The following is a 25201-nucleotide window of genomic DNA, read 5'->3' as shown; positions in this document are numbered from 1 at the left end:
CGACACCGCCGCGCGCGAGCTGCGCGACTTCACCCCCCTGGTGCCCGGTCAGGTGGGGATCTACATCTGTGGGCTCACGACCCAGAGCGCCCCGCACATCGGCCACGTCCGCTTCGCCGTCGCCTTCGACGTGCTGCGCCGGTGGCTCGAGGACCGCTACGGCTACCAGGTCACCCTGGTCCGCAACGTCACCGACATCGACGACAAGATCCTGGCCAAGTCGGCGGAGGCCGGCGAGCCGTGGTTCGCGCTGTCGTACCGCAACGAGGTCGAGACGGCCCGTGCGCTCGACCTGCTCGGCGTGCTGCCCCCGACCTACGAGCCCCGCGCCACCGGCCACGTCCCCGAGATGGTCGAGCTCATGCAGGTGCTCATCGAGAAGGGCCACGCCTACCCGGCGCCGGACGGCAGCGGCGACGTCTACTTCGACGTCCGCAGCTTCCCGGAGTACGGCGCGCTCACCCACCAGCGCATCGAGGACATGGCGGCGGCCGAGGACGCCGACCCGCGCGGCAAGCGCGACCCCCGCGACTTCGCCCTGTGGAAGGGGCGCAAGGAGACCGAGCCGATCAGCGCCTCGTGGCCCACGCCCTTCGGGGTCGGCCGCCCGGGCTGGCACCTCGAGTGCTCGGCCATGGCCCGCAAATACCTCGGCGACGCGTTCGACATCCACGGCGGCGGCGTCGACCTCCGGTTCCCGCACCACGAGAACGAGCAGGCCCAGTCCCGGGCGGCCGGGCTCGACTTCGCGAGCTTCTGGCTGCACAACGCCTGGGTCACCATGGGCGGCGAGAAGATGAGCAAGTCGCTGGGCAACTCCCTCGTCGTCAGCGAGGTCACCAAGGTCGCCCGGCCCCTGGCCGTCCGCTACTACCTGACCGCCGCGCACTACCGCTCGACGATCGAGTACCACCAGGGCTCCCTCGAGGAGGCCGAGGCCACCGTGGAGCGGATCGAAGGCTTTCTGAAGCGGGCGCTGCGGTCCCTGCCCGCAGGCACCGCCACCACGCCGGACCCCTCCTGCGTTCCCGACGCGTTCGCCGAGGCCATGGACGACGACCTGAACGTGTCCGGCGCCCTCGCCGTGGTGCACGAGACCGTGCGCGCAGGCAACACCGCCCTCGACGACGGTGACGACGAGGCCGTGGCGGAGGCCTTCGCCGCGGTCGTCGCCATGACAGACCTGCTCGGGGTGAACCCGCTCGACCCGCGCTGGGAGACCGGCTCGACGGGCGGGGGCAGCGAGGCCCACGCCGCGCTCGACGCCCTCGTCACCGCCCAGCTCGAGGCCCGCGCCGCCGCCCGGGCCGCGCGCGACTACGCCACCGCCGACGCCATCCGCGACCAGCTCGGTGCCGTCGGCATCCTCATCGAGGACACCGCATCGGGTGCGAACTGGTCGCTCGTCCGCCGCACCGACAGCTGAGAGGCACATCCATGGCAGGCAACTCCCAGCGCCGCGGGGCCGTCCGCAAGGGCAGCTCCAAGAAGGGCGCCACCGTCGGCTCCGGCGGCCAGCGCCGTCGCGGGCTCGAGGGCAAGGGGCCCACGCCCAAGGCCGCAGACCGGCCGCAGCACAAGGCGCACAAGATGGCCAAGGCCGCAGCCAAGCGCGCCGGGACCGGCCCGTCGCGCACGGGGCAGGGCAGGGGCGGGTCGGGCCGCAAGCCCAAGGGCTCGAGCGAGATCGTCGCCGGGCGCAACTCGGTGGTCGAGGCCCTGCGCGCCGACATCCCCGTCACCACGATGTACGTCGCGGGGCGCATCGACGCCGACGACCGGGTCCGCGAGGCCCTCAAGACCGCCACCGAGCGGGGCATCGCGATCCTCGAGACGCCGCGCGGGGAGCTCGACCGGCTGACCGACGGGGCGGTGCACCAGGGCCTGGCGCTGCAGGTGCCGCCGTACGAGTACGCGCACCCGTCGGACTTCATCGACCCGGAGGCACCCGGCATACCCCTGGTGGTGGCCCTCGACGGCATCACCGACCCGCGCAACCTCGGTGCCATCATCCGCTCGGTCGCGGCCTTCGGCGGGCACGGTGTCGTCGTCACCGAGCGCCGCTCGGTCGGCATGACGGCGAGCGCCTGGAAGACCTCGGCGGGAGCGGCCGCCCGGGTGCCGGTGGCGCTGGCCCCCAACCTGACCCGTGCCCTGGAGGAGTACCGCAAGGCGGGCTTCTTCGTGCTCGGGCTCGACATGGACGGCGACGTCGCCCTGCCCGACCTCGAGCTCGCCACCGAGCCCCTCGTCGTGGTGGTGGGGTCTGAGGGCAAGGGGCTCTCGCGGCTCGTGGGAGAGACCTGCGACCAGATCGTCTCGATCCCGATGTCCTCGGCGGTCGAGTCCCTCAACGCCGGGATCGCCACCGGCGTCACGCTCTACGAGATCGCACGGCGCCGGGCCGCCTGACCGCGCCGTGCTCCGCCCCAGCACGGCGGACCCTCGGCGCCCGGCCCAGGCCCTCGTGGCGCGGCTCGCACGGCGAAGGCCCGGTCCTCGCGGACCGGGCCTTCGTGTGCAGTGGTGCGGGCCTACTTGGCCGAGACCACGACCGTCTTCATGATCTTGTCGGCCAGGGTCTGGCGCTTGCTGTCCCAGAGCGGGAAGAGCCAGCCGATGTAGCAGATCAGGCTGTCGACGATGTGCGCGAGGTCGCGGACGAACGCCTTGCCGGTGCCGATGGGCTGGCCGGTCTCCTCGGAGAGCAGGGTGATGCCGACGACCTTGCGGCCGACGGTCTGGCCCTGGCCACCCTTGATCCAGCGGTTCCAGATGCCGATGCCGAGCATGATCGCGATGCCGAGGAACATCACCGGCAGGTTGCCGCTGTCGGCGCCGCTGGTGGCGTTGGTGGTGTCGCCCATGGTGGTGCTGGCCGACCAGGTCTTCGGGGCGCCGATCCAGTAGAGGATGTAGCCGGGAAGCGTGATCAGGCTGTCGATGAGGTAGCCACCGACGCGCACGGGCCAGCTCGCGAACTGGCCGCCCTGCGGGCTCATCATGCCGCCGCCGGACGGGGCCGGAGCGCTGGAGTAGCCGCCACTGGGCGGCGGAGGCGGCGGAGTGCCGTAGTCAGACATGGGATTCCCCTCTGTGGTGCGGGCAGTCGCGCCCGCGTGCGGCGCACAGACTAGAGGACGCGAGGGTGGCGTGGGACGTTGTCGGGGCGGTGAGCAGGCAACGAAATGGGAACGTCTGGCGGAACCGAGTGGCGTGGTGGACCAGCGCGGAGGGAAGGTGCGACGCTCGGGGAAGACGCTCTCGCACCCGCGGGGCCCCGAACGGGAGGAACCCATGAGCAACCAGTACCCGCCGCCGCCCCCGCCGCCGGGAGAGTCCGGCTACCCGGGGATGCCGGGCGGGCCGGGCGCCGGCCCGATGCCGCAGGCACCGCCGGTGCCGGGCGCTCCCGCACCGGCGTCCAAGCCCTCCTCGATCGTGCAGGCCGTGCGGCTGATGTACCTCGGCGCCGTCCTCACCGTGCTGGGCGGACTCCTGACGCCGCTCATCAGGGACGACCTGCGCGGCTCCATGGAGGAGGCCATGGCCGGCCAGCCGACCCCCATGACGGCCGATCAGCTCGACACCATCGTCACCGTCATCGTCGCGGTGTCCGTGGTGTTCGGGTTCATCTGGGCGGGCGTGTGGCTCCTGATGGCCTGGGTCATCGGCAAGGGCAAGTCCTGGGGGCGGGTCGTCGCCACCGTCCTGTTCGCCCTGAACCTCGTGTCCTTCCTGGCCGGCATCGCGCAGGGCCAGGCCACCGGCGTCGTGCTCGTCGTCAACCTGCTGACCTTGCTCGTCGGCGGGTTCGTCGTGGCGCTGCTGTGGCGGAAGGACTCCTCGGCGTACATCGCCGCGGCGTCCGCGCCGCGCTACTGACGCCGGCTGCCACGACGGCTGCCACGACACGGCGGGTATGCCGCGCTGCTTCCGCGCGCGGCGCACCCGCCGTGTCGTGTGGTCGGGTCAGCTGCCCAGCTCGTCGCCGAACATCGCCACGACGGGCATCTCGACGGTGTCGACCCCGAGCACCGCCTTCTCGTCGGGCTTGCCGGGCAGCACCTTCTCGACGTAGTCCGCGATGGCGTCCTCGATGGCCACGTCGTGGCCGGCCTTCTCCGACATGTACCAGCGGTGCTCGAGCACCTCGTGGAACACCTCGGCCGGCTCGAGCTTGGCGGTCAGCTCGCGCGGCACCGTGCGGGTGATCGGCTCGTAGATCCTGGCGAGCCAGTCGTGGGCGACGATCTCCTCGTCCTCGTTCTGGCGGTCCTGCGAGGCCCGGTAGGAGTCGAGGTCGTTGAGCAGGCGCCGGGCCTGGTTCTCCTCGACGTCGAGCCCGGTGAGCCGCAGCAGCCGCCGCGAGTGGTGGCCGGCGTCGACGACCTTGGGCTGGATCTGGATCTGGGTGCCACCGAGGTCGGTGGAGATCGCGAGCTCGTCGACGTCGAACCCGAGCTCGTTGAGCCGGCGGATCCGGGCGTCGACGCGCCAGCGGTCGCCCCGCTCGAAGCGCTCGAGGCCGGTCAGCTCCTGCCACAGCTCGTGGTAGCGGGTCACGATCCGATTCGAGGTCTCGATCGGGTCGGAGGCCTCGTGCAGAAGCCCGCCGGCCTCGAGGTCCATCAGCTCGCCGGCGATGTTCACGCGGGCGATGTCGAGGTCGTGCTCACGCTGGCCCCTGGTGAGCTCGTGGTGCAGCTCCCCGGTCTCGGCGTCGACGAGGTAGGCCGCGAAGGCGCCCGCGTCGCGTCGGAACAGGGTGTTGGAGAGCGAGACGTCGCCCCACCAGAAGCCGGCGAGGTGCAGCCGCACGAGGAGGACCGCGAGGGCGTCGATGAGCCGCTTGCCGGTGTCGGGGCGCAGCGACTGGCTGAACAGCGCGCGGTAGGGCAGCGAGAACTGCAGGTGGCGCGTGATGAGGCACCCGTCGAGCGCCGTCCCGTCGGCCTGCTCGCGACCGCTGACGATGCCGAACGGCTCCACGCAGGGCAGGTCGAGCCGGCCGAGGGTGCGCAGCAGGTGGTACTCGCGGAAGGCGATGTCGGTCTTGATCTCCTTGACGGCGAGCACCCGGTTCGAGAGCCGCACGAACCGCACGACGTGGCGGGAGATGCCGCGGGGGAGGGCGGCGAGGTACTCCTCTGGCCACTGCTCGAGCGGGGTCTCCCACGGCAGGTCCAGCAGGGCGGGGTCGGGGCGTGCCGCGGTGATCTCGAGTGCCACCGCCCCATCGTGGCAGATGCGCGAAGGGCGGCACCCCCGGTGGGGTGCCGCCCTCGTGCGATGCGGTCAGCGTTGCGACCGCGCCGGAGCGTCAGTCGCCGAGGCGCTCGCCGCTCTGCGCGTCGAACACGTGGACGTGCCCGGCGTTGGGGGCGAGGTAGACCATCTCACCCTTCTGCGGGGGACGGCGGCCGTCGACGCGCGCGATGAACGGCTTCTCGGGGATCTCGACGCCGGACTCGTCCTGGTCGGCGTGGAGGTGGGCCTTGGTCGAGCCGTAGATGTAGGCGTCGGCGCCGAGCTCCTCGACGACGTCCACGGTCACCGGGATGCCGTGGCCCTCGGTGGTCATCTCGAGGTCCTCCGGGCGGACCCCGATGGTGACCTGCTTGCCGCTGGCGCCCGCGAGCCGGTCACGCTCGACGGCGATCCTCGAGCCGCTCACCGACACGCCGCCGTCGACCACGTCGACGTCGAGCAGGTTCATCGCCGGGGAGCCGATGAAGCCGGCGACGAACACGTTGTTCGGGTGGTCGTACATCCGGCGCGGGGTGTCGCACTGCATCAGGAGACCGTCCTTCAGCACCGCCACCCGGTCGCCCATCGTCATGGCCTCGACCTGGTCGTGGGTGACGTAGACGGTGGTGACGCCGAGGCGGCGCTGCAGCGAGGCGATCTGGGTGCGGGTCTGGACGCGCAGCTTGGCGTCGAGGTTCGACAGCGGCTCGTCCATGAGGAAGACCTGCGGCTGGCGCACGATCGCGCGGCCCATGGCGACGCGCTGGCGCTGGCCACCGGAGAGCGCCTTCGGCTTGCGCTCGAGGTAGGGCTCGAGGTCGAGGATCTTGGCGGCCTCCTGGACGCGCTTGTTGATCTCGGCCTTGTCGACGCCGGCGATCTTGAGGGCGAAGCCCATGTTGTCGGCCACCGACATGTGCGGGTAGAGCGCGTAGTTCTGGAACACCATGGCGACGTCGCGGTCCTTGGGGGACAGGTTGGTCACGTCGCGGTCGCCGATCCAGATCTTGCCCTCGTTCACCTCCTCGAGGCCGGCGAGCATGCGCAGCGAGGTGGACTTGCCACACCCGGAGGGGCCGACGAGGACGAGGAACTCGCCGTCCTCGATGTCGATGTTGAGCTTGTCGACCGAGGGGACGTCGTTGCCCGGGTAGATCCGGGTTGCCTCGTCGAACTTGACTGTTGCCATGGCGTCTTTGCCTTCCTTCACCGGCAGGAACGTGCCGGACGATCCGTTGTAAAGGGTGGTTCCCCGGGGGCGTCGGTGCCCGCGGTGGCGTCAGTCTGACGCACGACGGAGCGTTTGGCCAACGTTGTCCACGGCCCGCTCCGGGCAGGGCCGTGGCCCCCGGCTCCGGCCGCGGCCCGAGAGAGTTACCGAATCGTGTGCAAAAACTTGCAGGCTTCTTGCCTGACACCCTGCAAGTTCTTGCTATCTTCACCTCACCGTCAGGGCCGCAACGTTGCGCCCTGCGCACAACAAGGAGAATTCATGCACAAGCGTGCCTTTGGCGCAGCGGCCGTGACGGGTGTCGCTGCCCTGCTCATGAGCGCCTGTGGCGGTGGCGGCGAGGCTGCCTCCCCCTCGGCCACCAGCTCGGCCACGGCGTCGGAGACGGCGACCGCGATCCCCACCCCGACCGGCACCGAGGCCCCCGTCCGCGACGCGGCCGCCGACCTCGTGATCTGGGCGGACGCGGACCGCGCACCGATCATCAGCAAGTACGCCCAGGAGTTCGGCAAGGAGAACGGCGTCAAGGTCGCCGTGCAGATCTCCGTCGACACTCGTGAGCAGTTCAAGGACGCCACGAAGGTCGGCAAGGGCCCGGACGTCATCGTCGGCGCCCACGACTGGCTCGGTGAGCTCGTGCAGAACGGCACCGTCGCCCCGATCCAGCTCTCCGACGACGTGGCCGGCAAGTTCTCCGAGAACTCCATCGCCGCCACCAAGTTCAACGGCCAGACCTACGGCGTCCCCTACGCCGTGGAGAACATCGGCCTCATGCGCAACACCGCTCTCGCGCCCACGGCCCCCAAGACCATGGACGAGCTCGTGAAGATGGGCACCGAGGCCAAGAGCAAGTCCGGCGGCAAGGTCACCAACGTCCTCATCCAGCAGGTCGGCAAGACCGGTAACGCCTACTACAGCTACCCGTACCTGAGCGCCTTCGACGGCGGCATCTTCGCCACCAAGGCCAACGGCGACTACGACCCCAACAAGGTCATCGTCAACAGCGCCGGCTCGATCAAGGGCGCCCAGGTCCTCTCCGACCTCGGCAAGAAGAAGGTCCTGTCCACCAACGTCGGCGACGACAACGCCGAGGGCCTCTTCACCAGCGGCAAGGCCGCCTTCTTCATCACCGGCCCGTGGTCGGTGCCGAACGCCAAGAAGGCCGGCATCAAGTACGAGATCACCAACCTGCCCTCGCTGGCCGGTGGCGGCGCCATGAAGCCGTTCCTCGGCGTTCAGATGTTCTACGTCTCCGCGAAGGCCAAGAACGCGGTCCTCGCCCAGGAGTTCGTCACCAACTACGTCCCGCGCAAGGACGTGCAGCTCGCGCTCTTCGAGGCCGGCGGCCGTCCCCCGGCACTGACCGAGGCCTACAACGAGGTCTCGGCCAACGACAAGGACGTCAAGGCGTGGTTCGAGGCCGGCAAGGAGGGCGCGCCCATGCCCAACATCCCGGCCATGAACTCCGTGTGGGGCCCGCTCGGCCAGGCGGCCGCGGACGTCATCTCCGGCAAGGACCCGAAGGCGCGCTTCGACGCGGCCCAGAAGGAGATCGTCGGGAACATCGCGAAGGGCTGATGAGCTCCTAGCTGTCCCACGTGTGCCGGGTGGTCACCGCCCGCGGTGACCACCCGGCACACATCGCACCCGGGGCGCCTCGACCGCCCGGGCCCCGCCACCACCGCTGCTGGCCCCCTCCCCGCAGCGGCCGCTCGTCCCGTTCAGGAGAACGCCCCATGGCCGTCGAAACCTCGTTCCGCGACCCCTCCACCCGCACTGGTCCGGCTCCGGTGTGGGTCCTCGTCGTCAAGTGGGTGCTGCTGGCGCTCGTCGTGGCGTTCGGGGTCCTCGTGTCCTGGCGACTGGTCGAGCAGGGTCAGTCGATGTACGTCGTGCTCATCGCCTTCGTGGTGATGGCGGCGCTCGCCGTGTACTCCACGCGCCGGGCGGTCGCGCTGAAGTACCTGCTCCCGGGCATGCTGCTGCTGGTGGCGTTCCAGGTCTGGCCGATCGTCTACACGGCCGCGACCGCCTTCACGAACTACGGCGACGGACACCTGCTCACGAAGCAGGAGGCCACGGCCAACATCATCGCCAACTCCGTCCAGGAGGTGGAGGGCGCACCCCGCTACCGGCTGAGCATCGCCGTCCCCCAGGGGCAGGACGCGGCCACCGGTGACCTGACGTTCCTGCTGACCGACCCGGACGGGAAGTACCTCGAGGGCACCGTCGAGGGGCTCGAGGACCTGCCGGCCGACGGTGTCGAGGCGACCACGACGGGCAAGATCACCGCCGCCCCGGGCTTCACGATCCTGAACGCCAAGCAGGTCAACCAGCGGGGCAAGGACCTCGGTGAGTTCGCCGTGCCGGTGGGCGACGGCGGCATCAAGGCCATCGGGCTCAGCGAGGCCTTCCAGGGCAAGGCAACGGTGACCTACGACGAGTCGGCCGACACGCTGACCGACACCGCCACCGGCAAGACCTACGTGCCGCGCGACGCCTCGTGGGTCCCGGAGGACGGCCAGGGCGAGGCCTACCCGCAGGGGTGGAAGGAGAACGTCGGCTGGGAGAACTTCTCGACGCTGCTGACCAACGACACCATCCGTGCCGGCTTCCTCAAGATCTTCACCTGGAACGTCGCCTTCGCCCTCATCTCGGTCGGCTCGACGTTCCTGCTCGGAATGCTGCTCGCCCTGCTCTTCAACGACGACCGGATCAAGGGGAAGGGCGTCTTCCGGTCGATCCTGATCCTCCCCTACGCGATCCCCGGCTTCGTGACCGCGCTGCTCTGGGCATCGATGTTCAACCAGGACTTCGGCCTCATCAACGACATCACCGGGCTGAACGTCGACTGGCTGGGCAACCCGTGGGCGGCCAAGGCGGCGATCCTCATCACCAACCTGTGGCTCGGCTTCCCGTACATGTTCCTCGTCTGCACCGGCGCGCTGCAGTCCATCCCCGGAGACGTGCGCGAGGCGGCGAAGATCGACGGGGCGGGTCCGGTCCGCACGGTGGCCTCGATCATCATGCCGCTGCTGCTCGTCGCCGTCGGGCCGCTGCTCATCGCGTCGTTCGCCTTCAACTTCAACAACTTCACGCTGATCTTCCTGATGACCGAGGGCGGCCCGTTCACGGAGGGCGACACCAGCATCGGGTCCACCGACCTGCTGATCACCTACGCGTTCCGCATCGCCTTCAGCGGCGTCAACCCGAACTACGGCCTGGCGTCCGCGATCTCGATCTTCATCTTCTTCATCGTCGCGCTCATGAGCTACGCGGGTTTCCGGCGCACCAAGTCCCTGGAAGAGGTCAACTGACATGGCTACTGGAGTGCAGACCACGACCGGTCCCACGGCCCCGGCCACGACCCGACCGAGCCGCCCCACCCCGCGCTCGGCCCGCGGCGGCAGCGTCTGGTGGCGCTACCTGCTCGTGGCCGTCGTGCTGGTGTGGGCGCTGTTCCCGGTGATGTTCCTCGTCTCCGCGGCGCTCAACCCGGCGGGCACGCTGTCGACCAGCGAGCTCATCCCGAAGCAGTTCTCCATGGCCAACTTCGAGACGCTCTTCAGCGACGAGGCGCGCCCCTACACCTCCTGGTACAAGAACTCGCTCATCATCGGCCTCGTCGGGGCCCTGGCCCAGACGTTCATCGGCGCCTGCGCCGCCTATGCGTTCTCGCGCATGCGGTTCACCGGTCGCCGGCCGGGGCTGCTGGCGCTGCTGCTGCTCCAGCTGTTCCCCGCGTTCCTGGCCTTCGTGGCGCTCTACATCACCTTCGCGGCCATCGGTGACGTCATCCCGACCCTGGGCCTCAACACCGTCTGGGGCCTGCTGCTCGTCTACCTCGGCGGGGCCATGGGTGCCAACGTCTGGCTGCTGAAGGGCTACTTCGACACCGTGCCGCGCGAGCTCGACGAGGCCGCCAAGGTCGACGGCGCCAGCCACGCGCGCATCTTCTTCACCATGACGCTGCGCCTCGTGACGCCGATCCTCGTCACCGTCTTCATGCTCGGCTTCGTCGGCCTCTACAGCGAGTTCATCCTGGCCAGCATCTTCCTCCGGGACGTCGACAGCCAGACCCTCAGCGTGGGCCTCTACAGCATGACCGTCGGCAACGAGCGCAACCGCCTCTTCGGCCAGTTCGCGGCCGGCGCCCTGCTCGCCTCGGTCCCGGTGGTGCTGCTCTACCTCGGTGCCCAGCGGTACCTCGTCGGCGGCCTGACCCAGGGCTCGGTGAAGTGACCGACCTGCCCGTTCCTCCCGTCCAGCCCGACCTGCTCGGGCAGCCGCACCACGACGGCTCGGCGCTCTACGTCTCCGACCCGTACCCGCAGCTCGGCGACACCGTCACCGTGCGGGTCCGCGTGCCGCACGACGCCGACGTCCGGGCGGTGCACGTCCGGCTCACCCCGGACGCCGAGCCGTACTTCGTCGACGCCGCCGTGGAGCGCCGGACGGCGACGGACACCTGGTGGGCGGCGGACATCGTCGTGCACAACCCCGTCACCAACTACCGCTTCATCCTCGAGGGCGGGCCCACGGCATACCAGTGGCTGAACGGCACCGGCGTGCACCTGCGCGACGTCCCGGACGCCGCGGACTTCCGCCTCACCGCCTTCGACGCCCCGCCCGCCTGGGCGAGCGACGCCGTGGTCTACCAGGTGTTCCCGGACCGCTTCGCCCGGTCGGCGCAGCAGGACCACCGGCCCGTGCCGGACTGGGCCATCCCCGCAGAGTGGGACGACTCGCCCGACCTCACCCCGGGCCGGATCGCCCACCACTTCTTCGGTGGCGACCTCGACGGCGTCGCCGATCACCTCGACCACCTCGACGCCCTCGGGGCGAACGTCCTCTACCTGACGCCCTTCTTCCCCGCCCGTTCCAACCACCGCTACGACGCCTCGAGCTTCGACCGGGTCGACCCCGTGCTCGGCGGCGACGAGGCGCTGCACCGACTCGTCGACGCGGCGCACGCGCGCGGCATGAAGGTCCTCGGCGACTTCACGACGAACCACACGGGCGACGCGCACGAGTGGTTCGTCGCCGCCCGGGCGGACGAGGACTGCGAGGAACGGAGCTACTACTTCTGGGACGACAGCGCGCTCGGCTACGTCGCCTGGCTGGGCGTCCCGTCGCTGCCGAAGCTCAACTACGACAGCGACGCGCTGCGGCATCGCGTGTTCGAGGACAAGGACGGCGTCGTCCGGCGGTGGCTCACCGGGGACAGCCCGCTCGACGGCTGGCGGGTCGACGTCGCCAACATGACGGGCCGCTACCGGGGGCAGGACCGGAACCACGAGATCGCCCAGCAGATGCGCTCGGCCATGGCCGACGCGGCGCCGGACGCGCTCCTGGTCGGCGAGCACTGCCACGACTACACCCGCGACGCGCAGGGCGAGGGGTGGCACGGCGTCATGAACTACGCGGGGTTCACCCGCCCCGTCTGGACCTGGCTGCGCGACCGCGGCCAGGCGCCGAAGTTCCTCGGCTCGCCGCTGATGGTGCCGCGGCTCGGCGGCACCTCCGTGATGGAGACCATGCGCGAGTTCGCCGCCGGGGTCCCGTGGACCACCGTGCGGCACAGCTTCACGCTCGTCGGCTCCCACGACACCACCCGTATCCGCACCCTCGTCGGCGAGGACGCGCGGCAGGTCGACGTCGCCGCGGGCCTGCTGTTCACCATGCCGGGCATCCCGATGCTCACCTACGGTGACGAGATCGGCATGCGCGGCGACTTCGGCGAGGACGGGCGCCGGCCGATGCCGTGGGACGAGACACGGTGGGACGGTCGCCTGCTCGGGGTCTACCGTGGACTCATCGCGGCACGGCGGGGCTCCATGGCCCTGCGCGAGGGCGGGGTCCGCTGGGTCCACGCCGACGACGACGCCCTCGTCTTCCTGCGCGAGAGCCCCGACGAGGTGGCGCTCGTGCACTGCGCCCGCGGCGCCCACGACCCGGTGGCCCTCAGCACCCGGAACCTGCCGGGCATCGGGAGCGGGTCCGCGGCATACGGGCCCCCGCCGGAGCTCGGCGTTGAGACACTGACCCTGAGGGCCGACGGCCCGCAGGTCTCGATCTGGACATGGACGGTGACGGAGTGAAGGCACGGCTGGCGGACATCGCCGCGCACGCCGACGTCAGTGAGGCGACCGTCAGCCGGGTGCTCAACGGCAAGCCCGGCGTGGCCGAGTCGACCCGCCAGGCCGTGCTCACCGCGCTCGACGTCCTCGGCTACGACCGGCCGTCCCGACTGCGGCGCAAGAGCGCCGGGCTCGTCGGCCTCATCGTGCCGGAGCTGAGCAACCCGATCTTCCCGGCGTTCGCGCAGATCATCGAGACCGCGCTCGCGCGCAACCGCTTCACCCCGGTCCTCTGCACGCAGACGCCCGGCGGGGTCCATGAGGACGAGTACGTCCAGATGCTGCTCGACCGCGGCGTCGCGGGGATCATCTACGTCTCGGGCCAGCACGCCGACACCACCACCGACGCCGAGCGCTACACCAAGCTGCGCGAGCGCGGCCTGCCGATCGTGCTGGTCAACGGCTACCACGAGGGCATCGACGCGCCCTTCATCTCCAACGACGAGGTCGCCTCGATGGACCTCGCGCTCAGCCACCTCGTCGCGTTGGGCCACACGAGGATCGGGCTCGCGGTCGGGCCGGACCGGTACGTTCCCGTGATCCGCAAGATCCAGGGGTTCCGGGCCGCCATGAAGTCGCTCCTGGGCCTCGACGACGTCGAGGACCTCATCGAGCGCACGATGTTCTCCCTCGAGGGCGGTGACACCGCGGCCGCCCGGCTGATCGAGAAGGGCTGCACGGCCGTGGTGTGCGGATCGGACCTCATGGCGCTCGGGGCGATCCGCGCTGCGCGGAGGACGGGCCTCGAGGTCCCGGACGACTTCTCCGTCGTGGGCTACGACGACTCGCCCCTGATCGCCTTCACGGACCCGCCGCTGACCACGGTGCGGCAGAGCGTCCAGGCCATGAGCGAGGCGGCGGTGCGCGCCCTGCTCGACGAGATCGCCGGCGAGCCCGCGCCGCGGGCCGAGTACATCTTCCGCCCCGAGCTGGTCGTGCGCTCCTCGACGGGCGCCGCGCGGCAGCGGCAGGTCAGGTAGCCTGCCCGGCGCGCTGCCGGCGCAGGGTCGCGAGCGCCTCGGCGACGTCGCCGGGGGAGTCGAGCCGGTAGCGGGCGGCGCTCTCGCCCGGGCCGACCTTGACGCTGATGTCGGCGTCTCCCATCACCTCGAACGCGTGCTCGTCGGTGACGTCGTCGCCGAAGTAGGCCACCGCGGCGGCCCCGACCTCGTCGCGCAGGGCCATGAGGGCGGTGCCCTTGTCGGCGGTCACCACGGACATCTCGACCACGTCCTTGCCGCGCAGCACCGTCACGCCCGTATGCCGCCCGGCCACCTCGAGCGCGGACGTCACCGCAGCGTCGGCGACCGCCTGGTCCTCGCCGCGGGTGTGCAGGACCGTCGCCTTGGGCTTGAACTCCAGGCGCACGCCCGGGTGCCGGTCGATGACGCCGTGCAGGTCGGTGGTGAGGCGCTCGAGCAGCGCGGACTGGTCCTCGGAGAGCGCGTCGTCGGTGTCGTCCCGGCTGCTCTGCGCCCCGTGGCTGCCGATGCGGGTCACGCGGCTGCCCGCGGGGAGGTCGGTCAGCGTGGTCAGCACGTCGAGGTCGCGGCCGGACACCACCGCGGTGTGGGTCCGCGGCAGGTCGGCCAGGGCGGTGAGGTCCTCGAGGGTGCCGTCGAGGGCGCGAGCCTGCATCGGGTCGGCCACGAAGGGGGCGAGGACGCCGTCGAAGTCGCTGGCGACCAGCACCTCGGGCACGCGGCAGAAGGCCTCGAAGGCCTCCAGGAGGTCGGCCGGCAGACCCATCAGGGGCGGCCTCCGGTCTCGGCGGACTGGGGGCTCCCGGCGGACTGGGGGCTCCTGGCGGCCTGGCGCGCCTCGACGGCTCGCTGGTCGGCTGCCGCGTGGGCGTCGTCGGCGGTCTGCTCCCTGGTCGTGCGCCTGGGCCTCGACGGCGCGCACTCGAGGGCCTCGAGGAACCGGCCCGCCCAGCGCTGCACGTCGTGGTCGGCGACCCGCCGCCGCATCGCCCGCATCCTCCGGCGGCGCTCCGCCTCGGTCGCGGTCATGGCGGTGACGATCGTCTGCTTCAGGCCCGCGATGTCGTGGGGGTTGCACACGTAGGCCTGGTGCAGCTCGTGCCAGGCGCCGGCGAACTCGGACAGCACGAGCGCGCCGCCTCCGTCGTGCCGGCAGGCCACGTACTCCTTCGCGACGAGGTTCATGCCGTCGCGCAGGGGCGTGACCAGGAGGACGTCGGCGGCGAGGAACATCGCGGCCATCTCGTCACGCGGGTAGGAGTGGTGCAGGTAGTGCACCGCGCTGGAGCCGATGTCCGCGAACTCGCCGTTGACGCGCCCCACCTCGGCCTCCACCTCCTGGCGCAGCTCGCGGTAGGCCTCGACGCGCTCGCGGCTCGGCGTGGCGACCTGCACGAAGACCTGGTCGGGCGGGGCGACCACGCCGTCCTCGAGCAGCTCGGCGTACGCCTTGAGGCGGTGCCGGATGCCCTTGGTGTAGTCGAGTCGGTCGACACCGAGGAGCAGGGTCTCGGGGTTGCCGAGCGACTCGCGGATCTCCTTGGCCCGCTGGATCACCTCGGGCGTCTGGGCGAGCTCCTCGAGCCCGGCGAAGTCCACCGAGATCGGGATGGCACTGGCCCGCACGTAGCGGGTGGGCCGGCCCTCGACGGCGGCGTTGACGACCTCGCCCTTGGTGGTCAGGCCGAGCAGTCGTCGGCAGGCCCGCATGAAGTTGTGGGCGTCGTCGATCCGCTGGAAGCCCAGGAAGTCGGCGCCGAGAAGACCCTCGAGGAGCCGCCGGCGCCACGGGAGCTGCGCGAACAGCTCCACGGGTGGGAACGGGATGTGGTTGAACCAGCCGATGCGCACGTCAGGGCGCAGCTCGCGGACCATCGCGGGGACGAGCTGCAGCTGGTAGTCGTGCACCCAGATCGTCGCACCCTGCGCCGCCACCTCGCAGACCGCCTCGGCGAACCGGCGGTTGACCCGCTCGTAGGCGGCCCACCAGTAGCGGTGGAAGCTCGCGGGGACGATGACGTCGTGGAAGATCGGCCACAGCGTGTCGTTGCTGAAGCCCTCGTAGTAGTCGGCGACCTCCTCAGGGCTGAGGGGCACCGGCCGCAGGAACATGCCGTCCTCCTCGAACGGCTCCGGTGCCTCTCCCGCGTCGCCGGCCCAGCCCACCCAGGCGCCGTCGCGGCCCCGCATCACCGACTCCATGGCGGTGACGAGCCCGCCGGGGCTGCGCCGCCACCCGACCTCGCCGTCGGGACCGACCACGCTGTCGACGGGCAGCCGGTTGGCCGCCACGACCAGGTCAAAGGTGCGGGTACTGCCGGACACGCGATCAACTCCCCGGGATGCTGGCTGCGCCGTCAACCCTACGTCGTGGTGTCTTGACCTGCACCAACGGCCAGCGGCCCCGCTTCCTCTAGCGCGGGCCGGGGGTGCGGTCTACCGTCTGAGCATGAGGATCTCGGATGTGGTGCGCCGCAAGGGCGACCTGGTGGTCACGGTACGGCCCGACGACACGGTGGAGCGGCTTCTGGAGCTCCTCGAGGAGCACAGGATCGGCGCCCTCGTCGTCAGCGAGGACGGCGAGGGGGTGGCCGGGATCGTGAGCGAGCGCGATGTCGTGCGCCACCTGCACAGCGACGGGCCCGCGATCCTGCAGGAGTCGGTGTCCGCGATCATGACCAGCGAGGTCACCACCTGCGACTTCGACATGCACATCGAGGACCTCGCCCGCGTGATGACGGACCTGCGGATCCGGCACGTGCCCGTGGTGGTCGAGGGGAAGCTGATGGCCATCGTCAGCATCGGGGACGTGGTCAAGAACCGGATCGACGAGCTGCAGGCGGAACGTGACCAACTCGTTGGGTACATCCAGCAGTAGCCTCGCTGACGGCGCCCACGGGGTCGCCTTACGGTAGGACCATGACGACGGAGGCACTCGGAGGCGGCGAGCCCGCTCTCGGTGTGCCCAGGGCCCCCTCGGTGGGGCGCTACCGCCTCGTCCAGCAGATCGGTGAGGGCGGGATGGGGGTCGTCCACCTCGCGCTCGACCCCAGCGGTCGTGCGGTGGCGCTGAAGCTGCTCCGGCCGCACATCGCCCTGGACCGCGACGCCCGCACCCGGCTGGCGCGCGAGGTGGACATCCTCGGACGGGTCCAGGACCCCCGGGTAGCCCCGGTGCTCGACGCCGACCTCGAGGGCGACCAGCCGTATGTCGTCACCCGCTACGTTCCGGGTCCGTCGCTCGACGAGGTCGTCCGCGAGCACGGCCCCATGACCGGCGCCGACCTCGCACGCCTGGGCAGAGGGCTCGCCGGCGCCCTCGACGCCATCCACGCCGCGGGTGTCATCCACCGCGACCTCAAGCCCGCGAACGTCCTGCTGCTCGACGGCGACCCCGTGGTCATCGACTTCGGCATCGCGCACGTCGCGGACGACGTCCGGATCACGCTGACCGGGCTGGTCATGGGCACGCCCGGCTACCTCAGCCCCGAGGTCGTGGAGGGTGCCGAGGTCACCGAGGCCACGGACTGGTGGGGCTGGGCCGCCACCCTGGCCTTCGCGGCCTCCGGGGCCCCGCCCTTCGGCCGGGGGCCGATGGACGTCGTGCTCAGCCGCGTCGCCCGGGGCGAGGCCGACCTCTCCGGCGTCGACCCGCGCCTGGCCCCCCTGCTGTATGCCGCGTTGTCGCCGCGGCCGGAGGAGCGCCCGGACGCCGCCGAGGTCGTCGAGGCGCTCGAGCGCTACGCGGCCGGCAAGCCGCCCACGGAGGTGTTTGGCGCCGTGCCCACGGCGCGGCACACCCAGGTCATCGACCGGCGCCCCGCCACCGTGCAGGAGCCGCGGCCGGTGGGCCCGCTGGGACTGCCGCCGGACGTGGAGCCGTGGGGGCACCAGGCGCCGGTCGAGCCAGCCGGCTGGGATGCGCCTGCCGGCTGGGACGGCCAGGGTGACGGCGAGGACGCGTCGGACTGGCAGGCGGCGTGGCAGGCAGGGCCGGGCGAGCCGGACCCGCGCATCAGCCGGCCCCAGCGCTCCGGGACCCTGGTCGCCCTGCTGGCCGCCGTGGTGGCCGGGGTCGCCAGCTGGCCGGTCGTGACGGCCGGGGTCATCGTGCTCTGGTGCTGGCTGGCCCGCACGGCCGACCGCTCCGTCACCTCCCTCGTGGTGCGCCGCCACAGCCGCGGACGCCGCCGCAGCGATGTCCCACTGGCCGTGGTCGCCAGCCCCTGGCACCTCGTGGTGGGGGCGCTGGGCACCGTTGTCGGCCTGCTCCTGCCCGCGATGGTGGCGTTCTCGGCGGTCTTCAGCGCCGCGCTCGCCACCGTGGCCGTCACCGGCGGCCCGAGCGAGCCGAACTCCGCCCTTCCCATCGCGGTCGGCGCCCTGTTCGGCATCCTGGTGGCATGGTGGGGGCCCGGCGGCTCCGGTCTGCGCCGCGGGACCCGCAGCATCGTGCGCGGCGTGACGCCCGGCCCGCGGTCCACCCGGGTCGCCGTCGCCCTCGTCCTGCTGGTCGCGGTCGGGCTCGGCGTCTGGTCCTACCTGCAGCTCGGCGCGCCGCAGTGGTGGCCGTGGCAGGCACCCTCGGGGATCTGGTCGGGTCTGGCTCGATGACGCATCCCCCCGTTCCCCCCGACGGCGCGGCGGGGTCGGCCGGACTGCCTCCGCGCAAGGCGGTGCCGCGACGCCCGAGGGTGCCGCGGAGCCTGTGGCGGGGTGAGGAGGTCACCGAGACCCTGCCCATCGTGGAGTCGCTGCGCCTCACGCCGTACCGCAACCCCCGGGTCCTGCAGGCCGCCGCCGAGGAGCGGGAGGCCCGGGCGTCGGTGGACCTCGCGCTGCGCGCTGGGGAGCTCATGCTCCGGTGCGGCGCCGGCGTCTCGCAGGTCGAGTCCAGCGTCATCGCGGTCGCCGCGGCTGCGGGGCTCGACAACCTCGAGGTCGACATCACGCTGCAGTCCCTGCTCGTGCAGTGCACCACCGCCTCAGGTCAGCAGATCACCATGCTGCGGGTCGTCCGCTCCGCCACGCACGACTACGCGCGCCTGTCCGCCGTCCACGAGTTCGTCGAGAACCTCGTCGCCGGCAGCTACGACCGCGAGGCCGCGGCGGCGCGCCTGCGTGACATACGCCGGATGCCGCGGTTCTGGCCGCGGTGGGTCGTGCACGGTGCCATGGGAGCGCTGTCCGGTGCGGTGGCGCTGATGCTCGGAGCCGGTGTGGTCGCCGCCCTGATCGCCGGGCTCTCGGCCCTGCTGGTGGACCGGACCGCGCGGTCCCTCGGCGGCCGTGGGCTGCCGGAGTTCTACCAGTGCGCCCTGGGCGGGTTCATCGCGACCGCGATCGCGTGGTGCGGCTTCTCCCTCGGGGCTGCGGGGGTGCTGCCGGTGAGCTCCGCGGAGTTCGCCTTCATCGTCGCCGGCGGGATCGTCGTGCTGCTGCCCGGACGCACCGTCGCCTCCGCCTTCGAGGACGTCATCTCCGGGTACTCCGTCACCGGTGCCGGACGCATGTTCGGCGTGCTGCTCACGACGGCCGGGATCATCCTCGGGGTCGCCGCTGCGCTGTCGGCGACGATCAAGGTGACCACGGCCTTCGACCTGCCGTTGGCCTCGCCGAGCGTGATCCAGCTCAGCGCCGTCGAGAGCCCCCTCGTGGCCGGGGTCTTCGGCGCCACCGTCGTGGGCGTGGCGGGCGCGGTGACCCTGCGTTCGCGCCGGAAGCTGGTGCTGGCCACCGGGCTGCTCTCGATGGCGGCGTTCGGCCTGTCGCTCGCGATCGCCACGGTGCCGGGGGCGGGCGCGCTGACTGCCGCCGGGGTGGCCAGCGTGGTGCTCGGTTTCGTGGGGCGGCTGGTGGCCCTGCGCCTCGGCGCCCCGGCCATGGTGCTCGTCGTGCCCGCGTCGTACGCCCTGCTGCCCGGCCTCGCGATCTTCCGGGGCCTCTACGAGATGGTGCGGGCGTCCTCCGAGGGCGCCGGCGTGCTGACGCTGCAGGGCGGCATCACCACCCTGCTCGGCGCCATGGCCGTGCTCCTCGCCATCGCGACCGGCACGACCCTGGGCGACTTCCTGGGGGCGCCCTTCGACCACCGCGTCGTGCAGAAGCGCCGGGCCCGCCGCCGGTAGAGCGCGGTGTTCCACGGGTTTCCCCGTTTCCCGGCAGGTCCGCGCAATCTCCCGTACGGTCGTGACTCGGTGTCGTCGCCACCCGGCGGTGACGCTGCACGACGACAACTGCACACGGCATACCAACAGGCACACCCGCGCGCCGAACCTCGTCCGGCGGGTGTCTCGCCGGGAGATCCCCGGGCCGGGCGAGGGTGGGGGAACCAATCCGGCCCGCTCGCGGGCCTTGGGGTGAAGCCGGTCCGCCGGCCGGGCGCCTGACAGCCCGAACCCGACAGCTCACCTCTCAGGCGCACGTCAGGAGAGGACCCCTCTGCAATGTTCTATGCCCCCAAGCACTCCGCCCGCAGACCCCACCCGGTGCGCCGGCGGATGGCCGGAATCGGTCTTGCCTCGTTCGCCACGGTCGGCGCCGGCCTCGCCGCACCCTCCAGTGCCCAGGCCGGCACGGTCTGGGACCGGCTGGCCGAGTGCGAGAGCTCCGGCAACTGGTCGATCAACACGGGGAACGGCTTCTACGGCGGCCTCCAGTTCTCGTACTCGACCTGGCAGGCGTTCGGCGGCCAGCGGTACGCGCGGACCGCGGACCGGGCCACGAAGGCCCAGCAGATCACCGTGGCCAAGAAGGTCCTGCAGGTCCAGGGCCCGGGCGCGTGGCCGCACTGCAGCCGCGTCGCCGGCCTGACCCGGGCCAACGGCGGGGCCGTCAACCCGGGCTCGACCGCGACCGCAGCCTCGCGCTCCTCGGCGCGCCGTGCACCCGCCGTGCGGGCCCGCGCCTCGCTCGCGGCCGGCGCGCTCGTGGTCGACGGCATCCGTGGCCCGAAGACGAACGCCGCCATCGAGCGGTGGGTCGGCGGCTCCGTGAACGGCAGCCTGTCGCGCTCGGACGTGCAGCGTCTGCAGCGCAAGGTCGGGTCGGCACCCGACGGCATCATCGGCCCGAAGACGGTGCGCGCGCTGCAGGCCAAGATCGGCGCGAAGCGCAACGGTGCGCGCCATCTCGACCGCGAGACCGTGCGCACGCTCCAGAGGTACCTCAACTCGCACTGAGCCCGGCGGCGCCCGGCGGCCAGCCTCCGCGGCCGGCACTCGTGAGACGGGCCGCACTCGTGAGACGGGCCCGGCACGCCCCTGGGGTGTGCCGGGCCCTCGCGAATTCAGCCATGGCGGTCCGCGGCGGGTAGCATTTCGCCGATCCGCAGCGAAGGCCGCGGGCCAGCCGGTGTGGCGCAATCGGTAGCGCACCTGTCTTGTAAACAGGGGGTTGTGGGTTCGAGTCCCATCGCCGGCTCTCCGACCAGCACGGATGCGGTGCGCGTTGGCCCGCCGGCGGCTCACCCACCATCCCCGGCAGTGACTCCGGTGTGAGGCGTCGGCCGACGTCCGTGTCTGGCCGTATGGTCGGCACCATGCAGCGGTATGTCGCGTTCCTCCGGGGTATCGCGCCGAGCGGCACGAACATGACGAATGACAAGTTGCGCGGCGTGTTCGAGGAGCTCGGGTTCGCGGCGGTGGGCTCGGTGCTGGCCAGTGGCAACATCACGTTCCGGGCCAGCGAAGCGGACGTGCCGTTCCTCGAGCAGACCATCGAGGAGGCGCTCGTCAGCGGTCTCGGTGTCACGAGCCGGACGATCATCCGTGAATGCTCCGAGCTCCGGGGGCTGGTGGACAGCGATCCCTTTCCCGGACTGACGCATCAACGCCGGACGTACCTGACCGCGACGTTCGTCAAGGACGCTTCCACCGTTCCCGACGTACTGCCGGGGGAGGCAGGTCGTCGCACACGGGTTGTGCGATACGACAGGGTCGCTCGGGCCGTCCTGGCAGTCACCGACACCAGCGATCCCGGCGAGGCCTCGGGCTTCATGTCCTGGCTGGAGAAGACCTGCGGCAAGGACATCACCACACGCAGCTGGCTCACCGTCCAACGGGTCGTCGCGAAGCTCGAGAGCTGACTGCCGTGGGCCGCGCAGCGGTGAAGTGGCGCGCCGTGCGCCGGAGAGGACCGACCGGCACCCCCGCGTCAGCTCTTCTTCAGCGCCTCGGCGAGCATCACGAGGATGCCGCTGGGGCCGCGGACATAAGTGAGCTTGTACACGTCCCCGTAGGTCGCCACGCCGCGCAGTGGACGGCAGCCGTGCCTCGCGGCGATCTCGAGGGCCTCGTCGATGTCGTCGACCGAGAACGCCACGCGGTGCATGCCGATCTCGTTGGGACGGGTGGGCTCCGTCTCGATCGCGTCGGGATGGATGTACTCGAAGAGCTCGAGGCGACCGTTGCCGTCTGGCGTCTGGAGCATGGCGATGTTGGCGTGGTTGCCGTCGAGGCCGACCGCGGTGTCGGTCCACGCTCCACTGACCGTGTCACGCCCGACGACGGTGAGACCGAGATCGGTGAAGAAGGCGATCGTCTCCTCGAGGTCGCGGACGGCGATCCCGACGTTCTCGAATGTGATGGGCATGGTGGCACGCTACCGAGTCAGCACGATTCGCTCAGGTCAGCTGGCGGCCGCGATGACTGCCTGGGTCATCGCCTTCGGCTGGAGTACTCGGTGAAGATCTCGTTGAGGACCCGAAGGGGCTCCGCAGCCTCGTCGTTGTCGTGGTCCTCGATCGCGCCGGCGTACTGGCGGAGCGTCTTCCAGAGCGCCCATCCACGCCCGCGCGCCCAGCTCGCGTCATCCACACCCAGTCGGTCACGGAAGACCTGGCGGCTGGGCTCGGTCAGCAGTGTCCAGGCAATCGCCAGGTCGCAGGCCGGATCGCCGACGCCGCACGTGCCGAAGTCGATCACGGCGGCCAGCTGGCCGTTCTTCAGCAGGAGGTTCCCCTCCGAGAGATCGCCATGGAACCACACGTCCACGCCGTCCCAGCGCGCTCCGAGGGCTGCGGACCAGATCTCGGACGCCAGGTCGACATCAAGATGCCCGACAATCTGTGCGAGCGATTCCCGGGTCATCTCGTCATAGGTGCGGAGCGTGGCGCCGCGGTACCAGTTGTGGATTCCCGGTTGCGGACCGTCTGTGGCGTCGATCCTTCGGAGGGCGACCAGGAAGTCGGTCAGCTCGCCAGCGAACCGGACCGGGTCGGAGATGGCGTCGAGGGTCGCTCGGTCGCCGTCGAGCCATCCGTAGATCGACCACGAGTACGGGTACCCGGCGCCGGGCACGCCGTCGCCCAGTGGAGTCGGGATGGGGAGGGAGACCTGTCGCGCCAGCTCTGGGAGCCAACGGCGTTCCTTCTCCACCGCGAGTGCGTATTCGGCAGCGCTGGGCAGGCGGACCAGCCTGTCGTCGCCGAGGTGGAACGTCCAGTTGTCCCAGCCACCGCTTCGCACCGGCGCAATCGGGAGCGTCGACCACTGCGGGAACTGCTCGGTGACGAGTCGGCGGACCGTTTCCTGATCGACCGTGAGGCGCTCCGGCACAGGGCCGAGATCTGGGACTCCTTGCACCCCGGAGAGGGTAGGAGGCCGACACGCCGGGAGTCGAGGAAGTTCTGTCGCGCCGAGGAGAACGTCCTGTACACGGTCTGGGTCAGCGGGTGGCGGTGCCAGTGGGTGCGGGCGCCGAACATGAAGTGCACCAGGTTCGCTGTCACCCGAGAGGGCGGCGGGGCGGCGGCGGGCCGATCGTCCCCGACACTGGGACGTTCGGCTCTGACAGCCGGGCCTCCCCTCCACCAACGTGGAAGGACCCAAGGGCCGCGCGCAGATGCTCGCAGGGGCTTGCACAAGGGCAGTCAGGAGGTGGATCCCATGGGGACGGTGCAGCGGGGGGCGCGGCAGTGGCCCCGGAGACTCACGTTGGGAGACGTGTCCCTCTATGTCGACGTCGTGGGTCACGGCGACCCGGTCCTGTTCATGCACGGCGGGCCCAGCGCGGACCTGTGGACCTTGAGCACGTTCCGCAAGCTGGCCGACCAGTTCACGCTCGTCTTCTACGACCACCGTTGCAACGGCCGGTCCGTCGGGGTGCCCGTCAGCTCCATGACCTGGTCGAACCTCGTCGCGGACGCCGAGGCGCTGCGCGAGCACCTCGGCTTCGCGTCCTGGTCCGTGCTCGGACACTCGTTCGGCGGACACGTCGCGCTCGAGTACGTCCTACGCCACCCCCACCGAGTCTCCCGCCTCGTCCTCATGGACACGGGCGCCGACAGCAGCTGGGCGCGCGACCACGCGCCCGAACTGCTGGCCCGGCGAGGTGTCGCGCCCGAGAAGGTGGCGCTGGTCCGACGGTGGTTCAGGGGTGAGTTCAAACCACGGCAGTACGGGCCGATCATGTGGCGGATCAGCACTGCGTACGGCGGGACGGCTGGCCTGCGGGGCGTGGCCCGCGAACTGGCAGCGGGTGGATGGCGATCCCGGATCCGGCCTGACGCGCTGATTCACGCAGGCAGGGAACTCATGCCCGGCTGGTCGGTCGTCGACCGTCTCGGGCAGATCGAGGTACCCACCCTCGTCATCGCCGGGGACCGGGACTTCGTCTTCCCGCCGGAGTGCCAGGCGCAGCTGGCCGAGGGCATCCGCGGCTCGCAACTGGTCCTCGTCGAGGGCGCCGGCCACGATCCGCAAGATGAGCAGCCGGCTCCGGTGCTGGGCGTCGTTCGGTCCTTCCTGTCCCAGGACAGGTTGTCACCACCGCGCTGACAGCCCAGCGGCTCTTCGCCACGGACGGAGGCGTCGCGGCACGGCATACGGGGTCATCGGCATCCGGCTCTTCACTCGACGGCGTGCGCCAGCCGTGCGACCGCGTCGGCCACTCGGGGGCCGAACATGACGGGGTCGTTGTGGTCGGCACCCGCGATCACCACTCGTTCGACCAAGGAGGGTGCGTGGTCCGCGACGCTGGCGCTGAGCAGTGTGGGGACAATTGAGTCGCGGTCGCCGTAGATGACGGTGATCGGCACGTCGCTGGTGGCGAGATGCTTCACCACGGGGAACCGGTCGCGCAGCAGCGCGCGCACCGGCAGCCACGGGTAGTGGTGCGCACCCACATCGGCCAGCTCGGTGAAGGGCGAGCGCAGAACGATCCCTGCCGGCGGGTGCCGGACCTGGAGCGCCGCAACCACACCTGAGCCCAAGGACTCGCCGAAGTAGACAATGCGTTGCGGTGGGTACCCGAGTCGCTGCAGGGCCCCGACAGCGGCGTCCGCGTCGGCGGCGAGGCCATCCTGGCTGGGGCTGCCGGGGTTGCCGCCGTAGCCTCGGTAGTCCATGAGCAAGACAGCGAGTCCGCGGCGACTCAGCGTCTCGGCGAACTCGGCCCTGCCTGCCCGGTTGCCGCCGTTGCCCGGCGCGACCAGGACCGCCATCCCGGTGGCAACGTGACCGGTCGCTGGGACGAACCAGGCGCCCAGCTCGAGGCCATCGGCCGTGTGGAGCGTGACGTCGCGGGCACCAGCGATGACGTCCCCGGCGGGGGGCACCGGCGCGGGATCGGGGAAGTAGATCAGCTGACGCTGCAGC

22 protein-coding genes, 1 tRNA gene and 1 riboswitch are annotated in these 25201 nt (G+C 71.2%); of the genes, 15 read left to right on the top strand and 8 right to left on the bottom strand.

The window, feature by feature from the left end:
* The coding region (gene cysS, locus VIB11_RS14120) for a cysteine--tRNA ligase (protein WP_332031873.1) at positions 1 to 1426 on the top strand (1426 nt) is incomplete at its 5' end.
* An 11-nt stretch (positions 1427 to 1437) separates the two neighbouring features.
* The gene (rlmB, locus tag VIB11_RS14115; protein ID WP_332031872.1) at positions 1438 to 2412 is read left to right on the top strand and encodes a 23S rRNA (guanosine(2251)-2'-O)-methyltransferase RlmB; all 975 of its coding nucleotides are present in this window, start codon (positions 1438 to 1440) and stop codon (positions 2410 to 2412) included.
* 122 nt (positions 2413 to 2534) lie between these two features.
* Here the strand turns inward: rlmB and VIB11_RS14110 are convergent, their stop codons facing one another.
* The gene (locus VIB11_RS14110; RefSeq protein WP_332031871.1) at positions 2535 to 3083 is read right to left on the bottom strand and encodes an RDD family protein; all 549 of its coding nucleotides are present in this window, start codon (positions 3081 to 3083) and stop codon (positions 2535 to 2537) included.
* 214 nt (positions 3084 to 3297) lie between these two features.
* On the opposite strand from VIB11_RS14110, the gene VIB11_RS14105 reads away from it, so the two are divergent.
* A complete protein-coding gene (locus tag VIB11_RS14105; protein WP_332031870.1) occupies positions 3298 to 3885 on the top strand; it encodes a hypothetical protein in 588 nt (195 codons plus the stop codon).
* An 87-nt stretch (positions 3886 to 3972) separates the two neighbouring features.
* Here VIB11_RS14105 and VIB11_RS14100 read toward each other — a convergent pair whose 3' ends face one another.
* A complete protein-coding gene (locus VIB11_RS14100) occupies positions 3973 to 5232 on the bottom strand; it encodes a DUF4032 domain-containing protein (protein ID WP_332031869.1) in 1260 nt (419 codons plus the stop codon).
* 91 nt (positions 5233 to 5323) lie between these two features.
* Entirely contained in the window at positions 5324 to 6439 is a 1116-nt protein-coding gene (locus tag VIB11_RS14095; protein ID WP_332031868.1) for a sn-glycerol-3-phosphate ABC transporter ATP-binding protein UgpC, read from the bottom strand.
* A gap of 303 nt (positions 6440 to 6742) precedes the next feature.
* Here VIB11_RS14095 and VIB11_RS14090 point away from each other — a divergent pair, with 303 nt between their 5' ends.
* From VIB11_RS14090 to VIB11_RS14070, 5 genes are all read left to right on the top strand, one after another.
* On the top strand, positions 6743 to 8059 hold the full coding sequence (locus tag VIB11_RS14090; protein WP_332031867.1) for a maltose ABC transporter substrate-binding protein: 1317 nt from the start codon (positions 6743 to 6745) through the stop codon (positions 8057 to 8059).
* Positions 8060 to 8217: 158 nt separating this feature from the next.
* On the top strand, positions 8218 to 9798 hold the full coding sequence (locus tag VIB11_RS14085) for an ABC transporter permease subunit (protein ID WP_332031866.1): 1581 nt from the start codon (positions 8218 to 8220) through the stop codon (positions 9796 to 9798).
* Between the two features lies 1 nt (position 9799).
* Positions 9800 to 10723, top strand: a complete 924-nt coding sequence (locus VIB11_RS14080) for a sugar ABC transporter permease (RefSeq protein ID WP_332031865.1) — start codon at positions 9800 to 9802, stop codon at positions 10721 to 10723.
* The gene (locus VIB11_RS14075) at positions 10720 to 12582 is read left to right on the top strand and encodes a glycoside hydrolase family 13 protein (RefSeq protein WP_332031864.1); all 1863 of its coding nucleotides are present in this window, start codon (positions 10720 to 10722) and stop codon (positions 12580 to 12582) included. Before VIB11_RS14080 ends, VIB11_RS14075 begins: the two co-directional genes overlap by 4 nt.
* Positions 12564 to 13601: a LacI family DNA-binding transcriptional regulator gene (locus VIB11_RS14070; RefSeq protein ID WP_332031863.1), complete on the top strand. Its 1038-nt coding sequence runs from the start codon at positions 12564 to 12566 to the stop codon at positions 13599 to 13601. Before VIB11_RS14075 ends, VIB11_RS14070 begins: the two co-directional genes overlap by 19 nt.
* Here VIB11_RS14070 and otsB read toward each other — a convergent pair.
* The gene (gene otsB, locus VIB11_RS14065; protein ID WP_332031862.1) at positions 13594 to 14370 is read right to left on the bottom strand and encodes a trehalose-phosphatase; all 777 of its coding nucleotides are present in this window, start codon (positions 14368 to 14370) and stop codon (positions 13594 to 13596) included. The two genes, VIB11_RS14070 and otsB, sit on opposite strands and share 8 nt — an antisense overlap.
* The gene (locus VIB11_RS14060) at positions 14370 to 15929 is read right to left on the bottom strand and encodes a trehalose-6-phosphate synthase (RefSeq protein ID WP_332031861.1); all 1560 of its coding nucleotides are present in this window, start codon (positions 15927 to 15929) and stop codon (positions 14370 to 14372) included. The genes otsB and VIB11_RS14060 overlap by 1 nt, the downstream gene beginning before the upstream one ends.
* Positions 15930 to 16053: 124 nt before the next feature.
* On the opposite strand from VIB11_RS14060, the gene VIB11_RS14055 reads away from it, so the two are divergent.
* The 6 genes from VIB11_RS14055 (at position 16054) to VIB11_RS14030 (ending at position 21690) form a co-directional block, all read left to right on the top strand.
* Positions 16054 to 16482 carry a CBS domain-containing protein gene (locus VIB11_RS14055; RefSeq protein ID WP_332031860.1) on the top strand — a complete coding sequence of 143 codons (429 nt, stop codon included), beginning with the start codon at positions 16054 to 16056 and terminating at the stop codon, positions 16480 to 16482.
* 41 nt (positions 16483 to 16523) lie between these two features.
* Positions 16524 to 18218, top strand: a complete 1695-nt coding sequence (locus tag VIB11_RS14050; RefSeq protein ID WP_332031859.1) for a serine/threonine-protein kinase — start codon at positions 16524 to 16526, stop codon at positions 18216 to 18218.
* Positions 18215 to 19732: a threonine/serine ThrE exporter family protein gene (locus tag VIB11_RS14045; RefSeq protein ID WP_332031858.1), complete on the top strand. Its 1518-nt coding sequence runs from the start codon at positions 18215 to 18217 to the stop codon at positions 19730 to 19732. The genes VIB11_RS14050 and VIB11_RS14045 overlap by 4 nt, the downstream gene beginning before the upstream one ends.
* A gap of 130 nt (positions 19733 to 19862) precedes the next feature.
* Positions 19863 to 20040: riboswitch (cyclic di-AMP (ydaO/yuaA leader) on the top strand.
* A gap of 10 nt (positions 20041 to 20050) precedes the next feature.
* Entirely contained in the window at positions 20051 to 20785 is a 735-nt protein-coding gene (locus tag VIB11_RS14040; protein WP_332031857.1) for a transglycosylase family protein, read from the top strand.
* A gap of 168 nt (positions 20786 to 20953) precedes the next feature.
* Positions 20954 to 21026, top strand: a tRNA-Thr gene (locus tag VIB11_RS14035).
* Positions 21027 to 21132: 106 nt separating this feature from the next.
* Complete coding sequence (locus tag VIB11_RS14030) at positions 21133 to 21690, top strand: DUF1697 domain-containing protein (protein WP_332031856.1); 558 nt, start codon at positions 21133 to 21135, stop codon at positions 21688 to 21690.
* A gap of 68 nt (positions 21691 to 21758) precedes the next feature.
* On the opposite strand, the gene VIB11_RS14025 is transcribed toward VIB11_RS14030, so the two are convergent.
* On the bottom strand, positions 21759 to 22196 hold the full coding sequence (locus tag VIB11_RS14025) for a VOC family protein (protein ID WP_332031855.1): 438 nt from the start codon (positions 22194 to 22196) through the stop codon (positions 21759 to 21761).
* 65 nt (positions 22197 to 22261) lie between these two features.
* Positions 22262 to 23161, bottom strand: coding sequence for an aminoglycoside phosphotransferase family protein (locus VIB11_RS14020; protein WP_332031854.1), 900 nt, complete (start codon positions 23159 to 23161; stop codon positions 22262 to 22264).
* 387 nt (positions 23162 to 23548) lie between these two features.
* Between VIB11_RS14020 and VIB11_RS14015 the strand changes: the two genes are divergently transcribed.
* Positions 23549 to 24382, top strand: coding sequence for an alpha/beta hydrolase (locus VIB11_RS14015; protein ID WP_332031853.1), 834 nt, complete (start codon positions 23549 to 23551; stop codon positions 24380 to 24382).
* 71 nt (positions 24383 to 24453) lie between these two features.
* Here VIB11_RS14015 and VIB11_RS14010 read toward each other — a convergent pair.
* A partial coding sequence (locus VIB11_RS14010) for an alpha/beta hydrolase (protein WP_332031852.1) occupies positions 24454 to 25201 on the bottom strand: 748 nt, incomplete at its 5' end.

The organism is Pedococcus sp., assembly GCF_036554925.1.
In the GTDB taxonomy this organism is placed as follows: Bacteria; Actinomycetota; Actinomycetes; order Actinomycetales; family Dermatophilaceae; genus Pedococcus_A.
The sequence above is the reverse complement of the archived record's forward strand: the minus strand, read 5'-3'. Positions and strand labels throughout refer to the sequence as shown.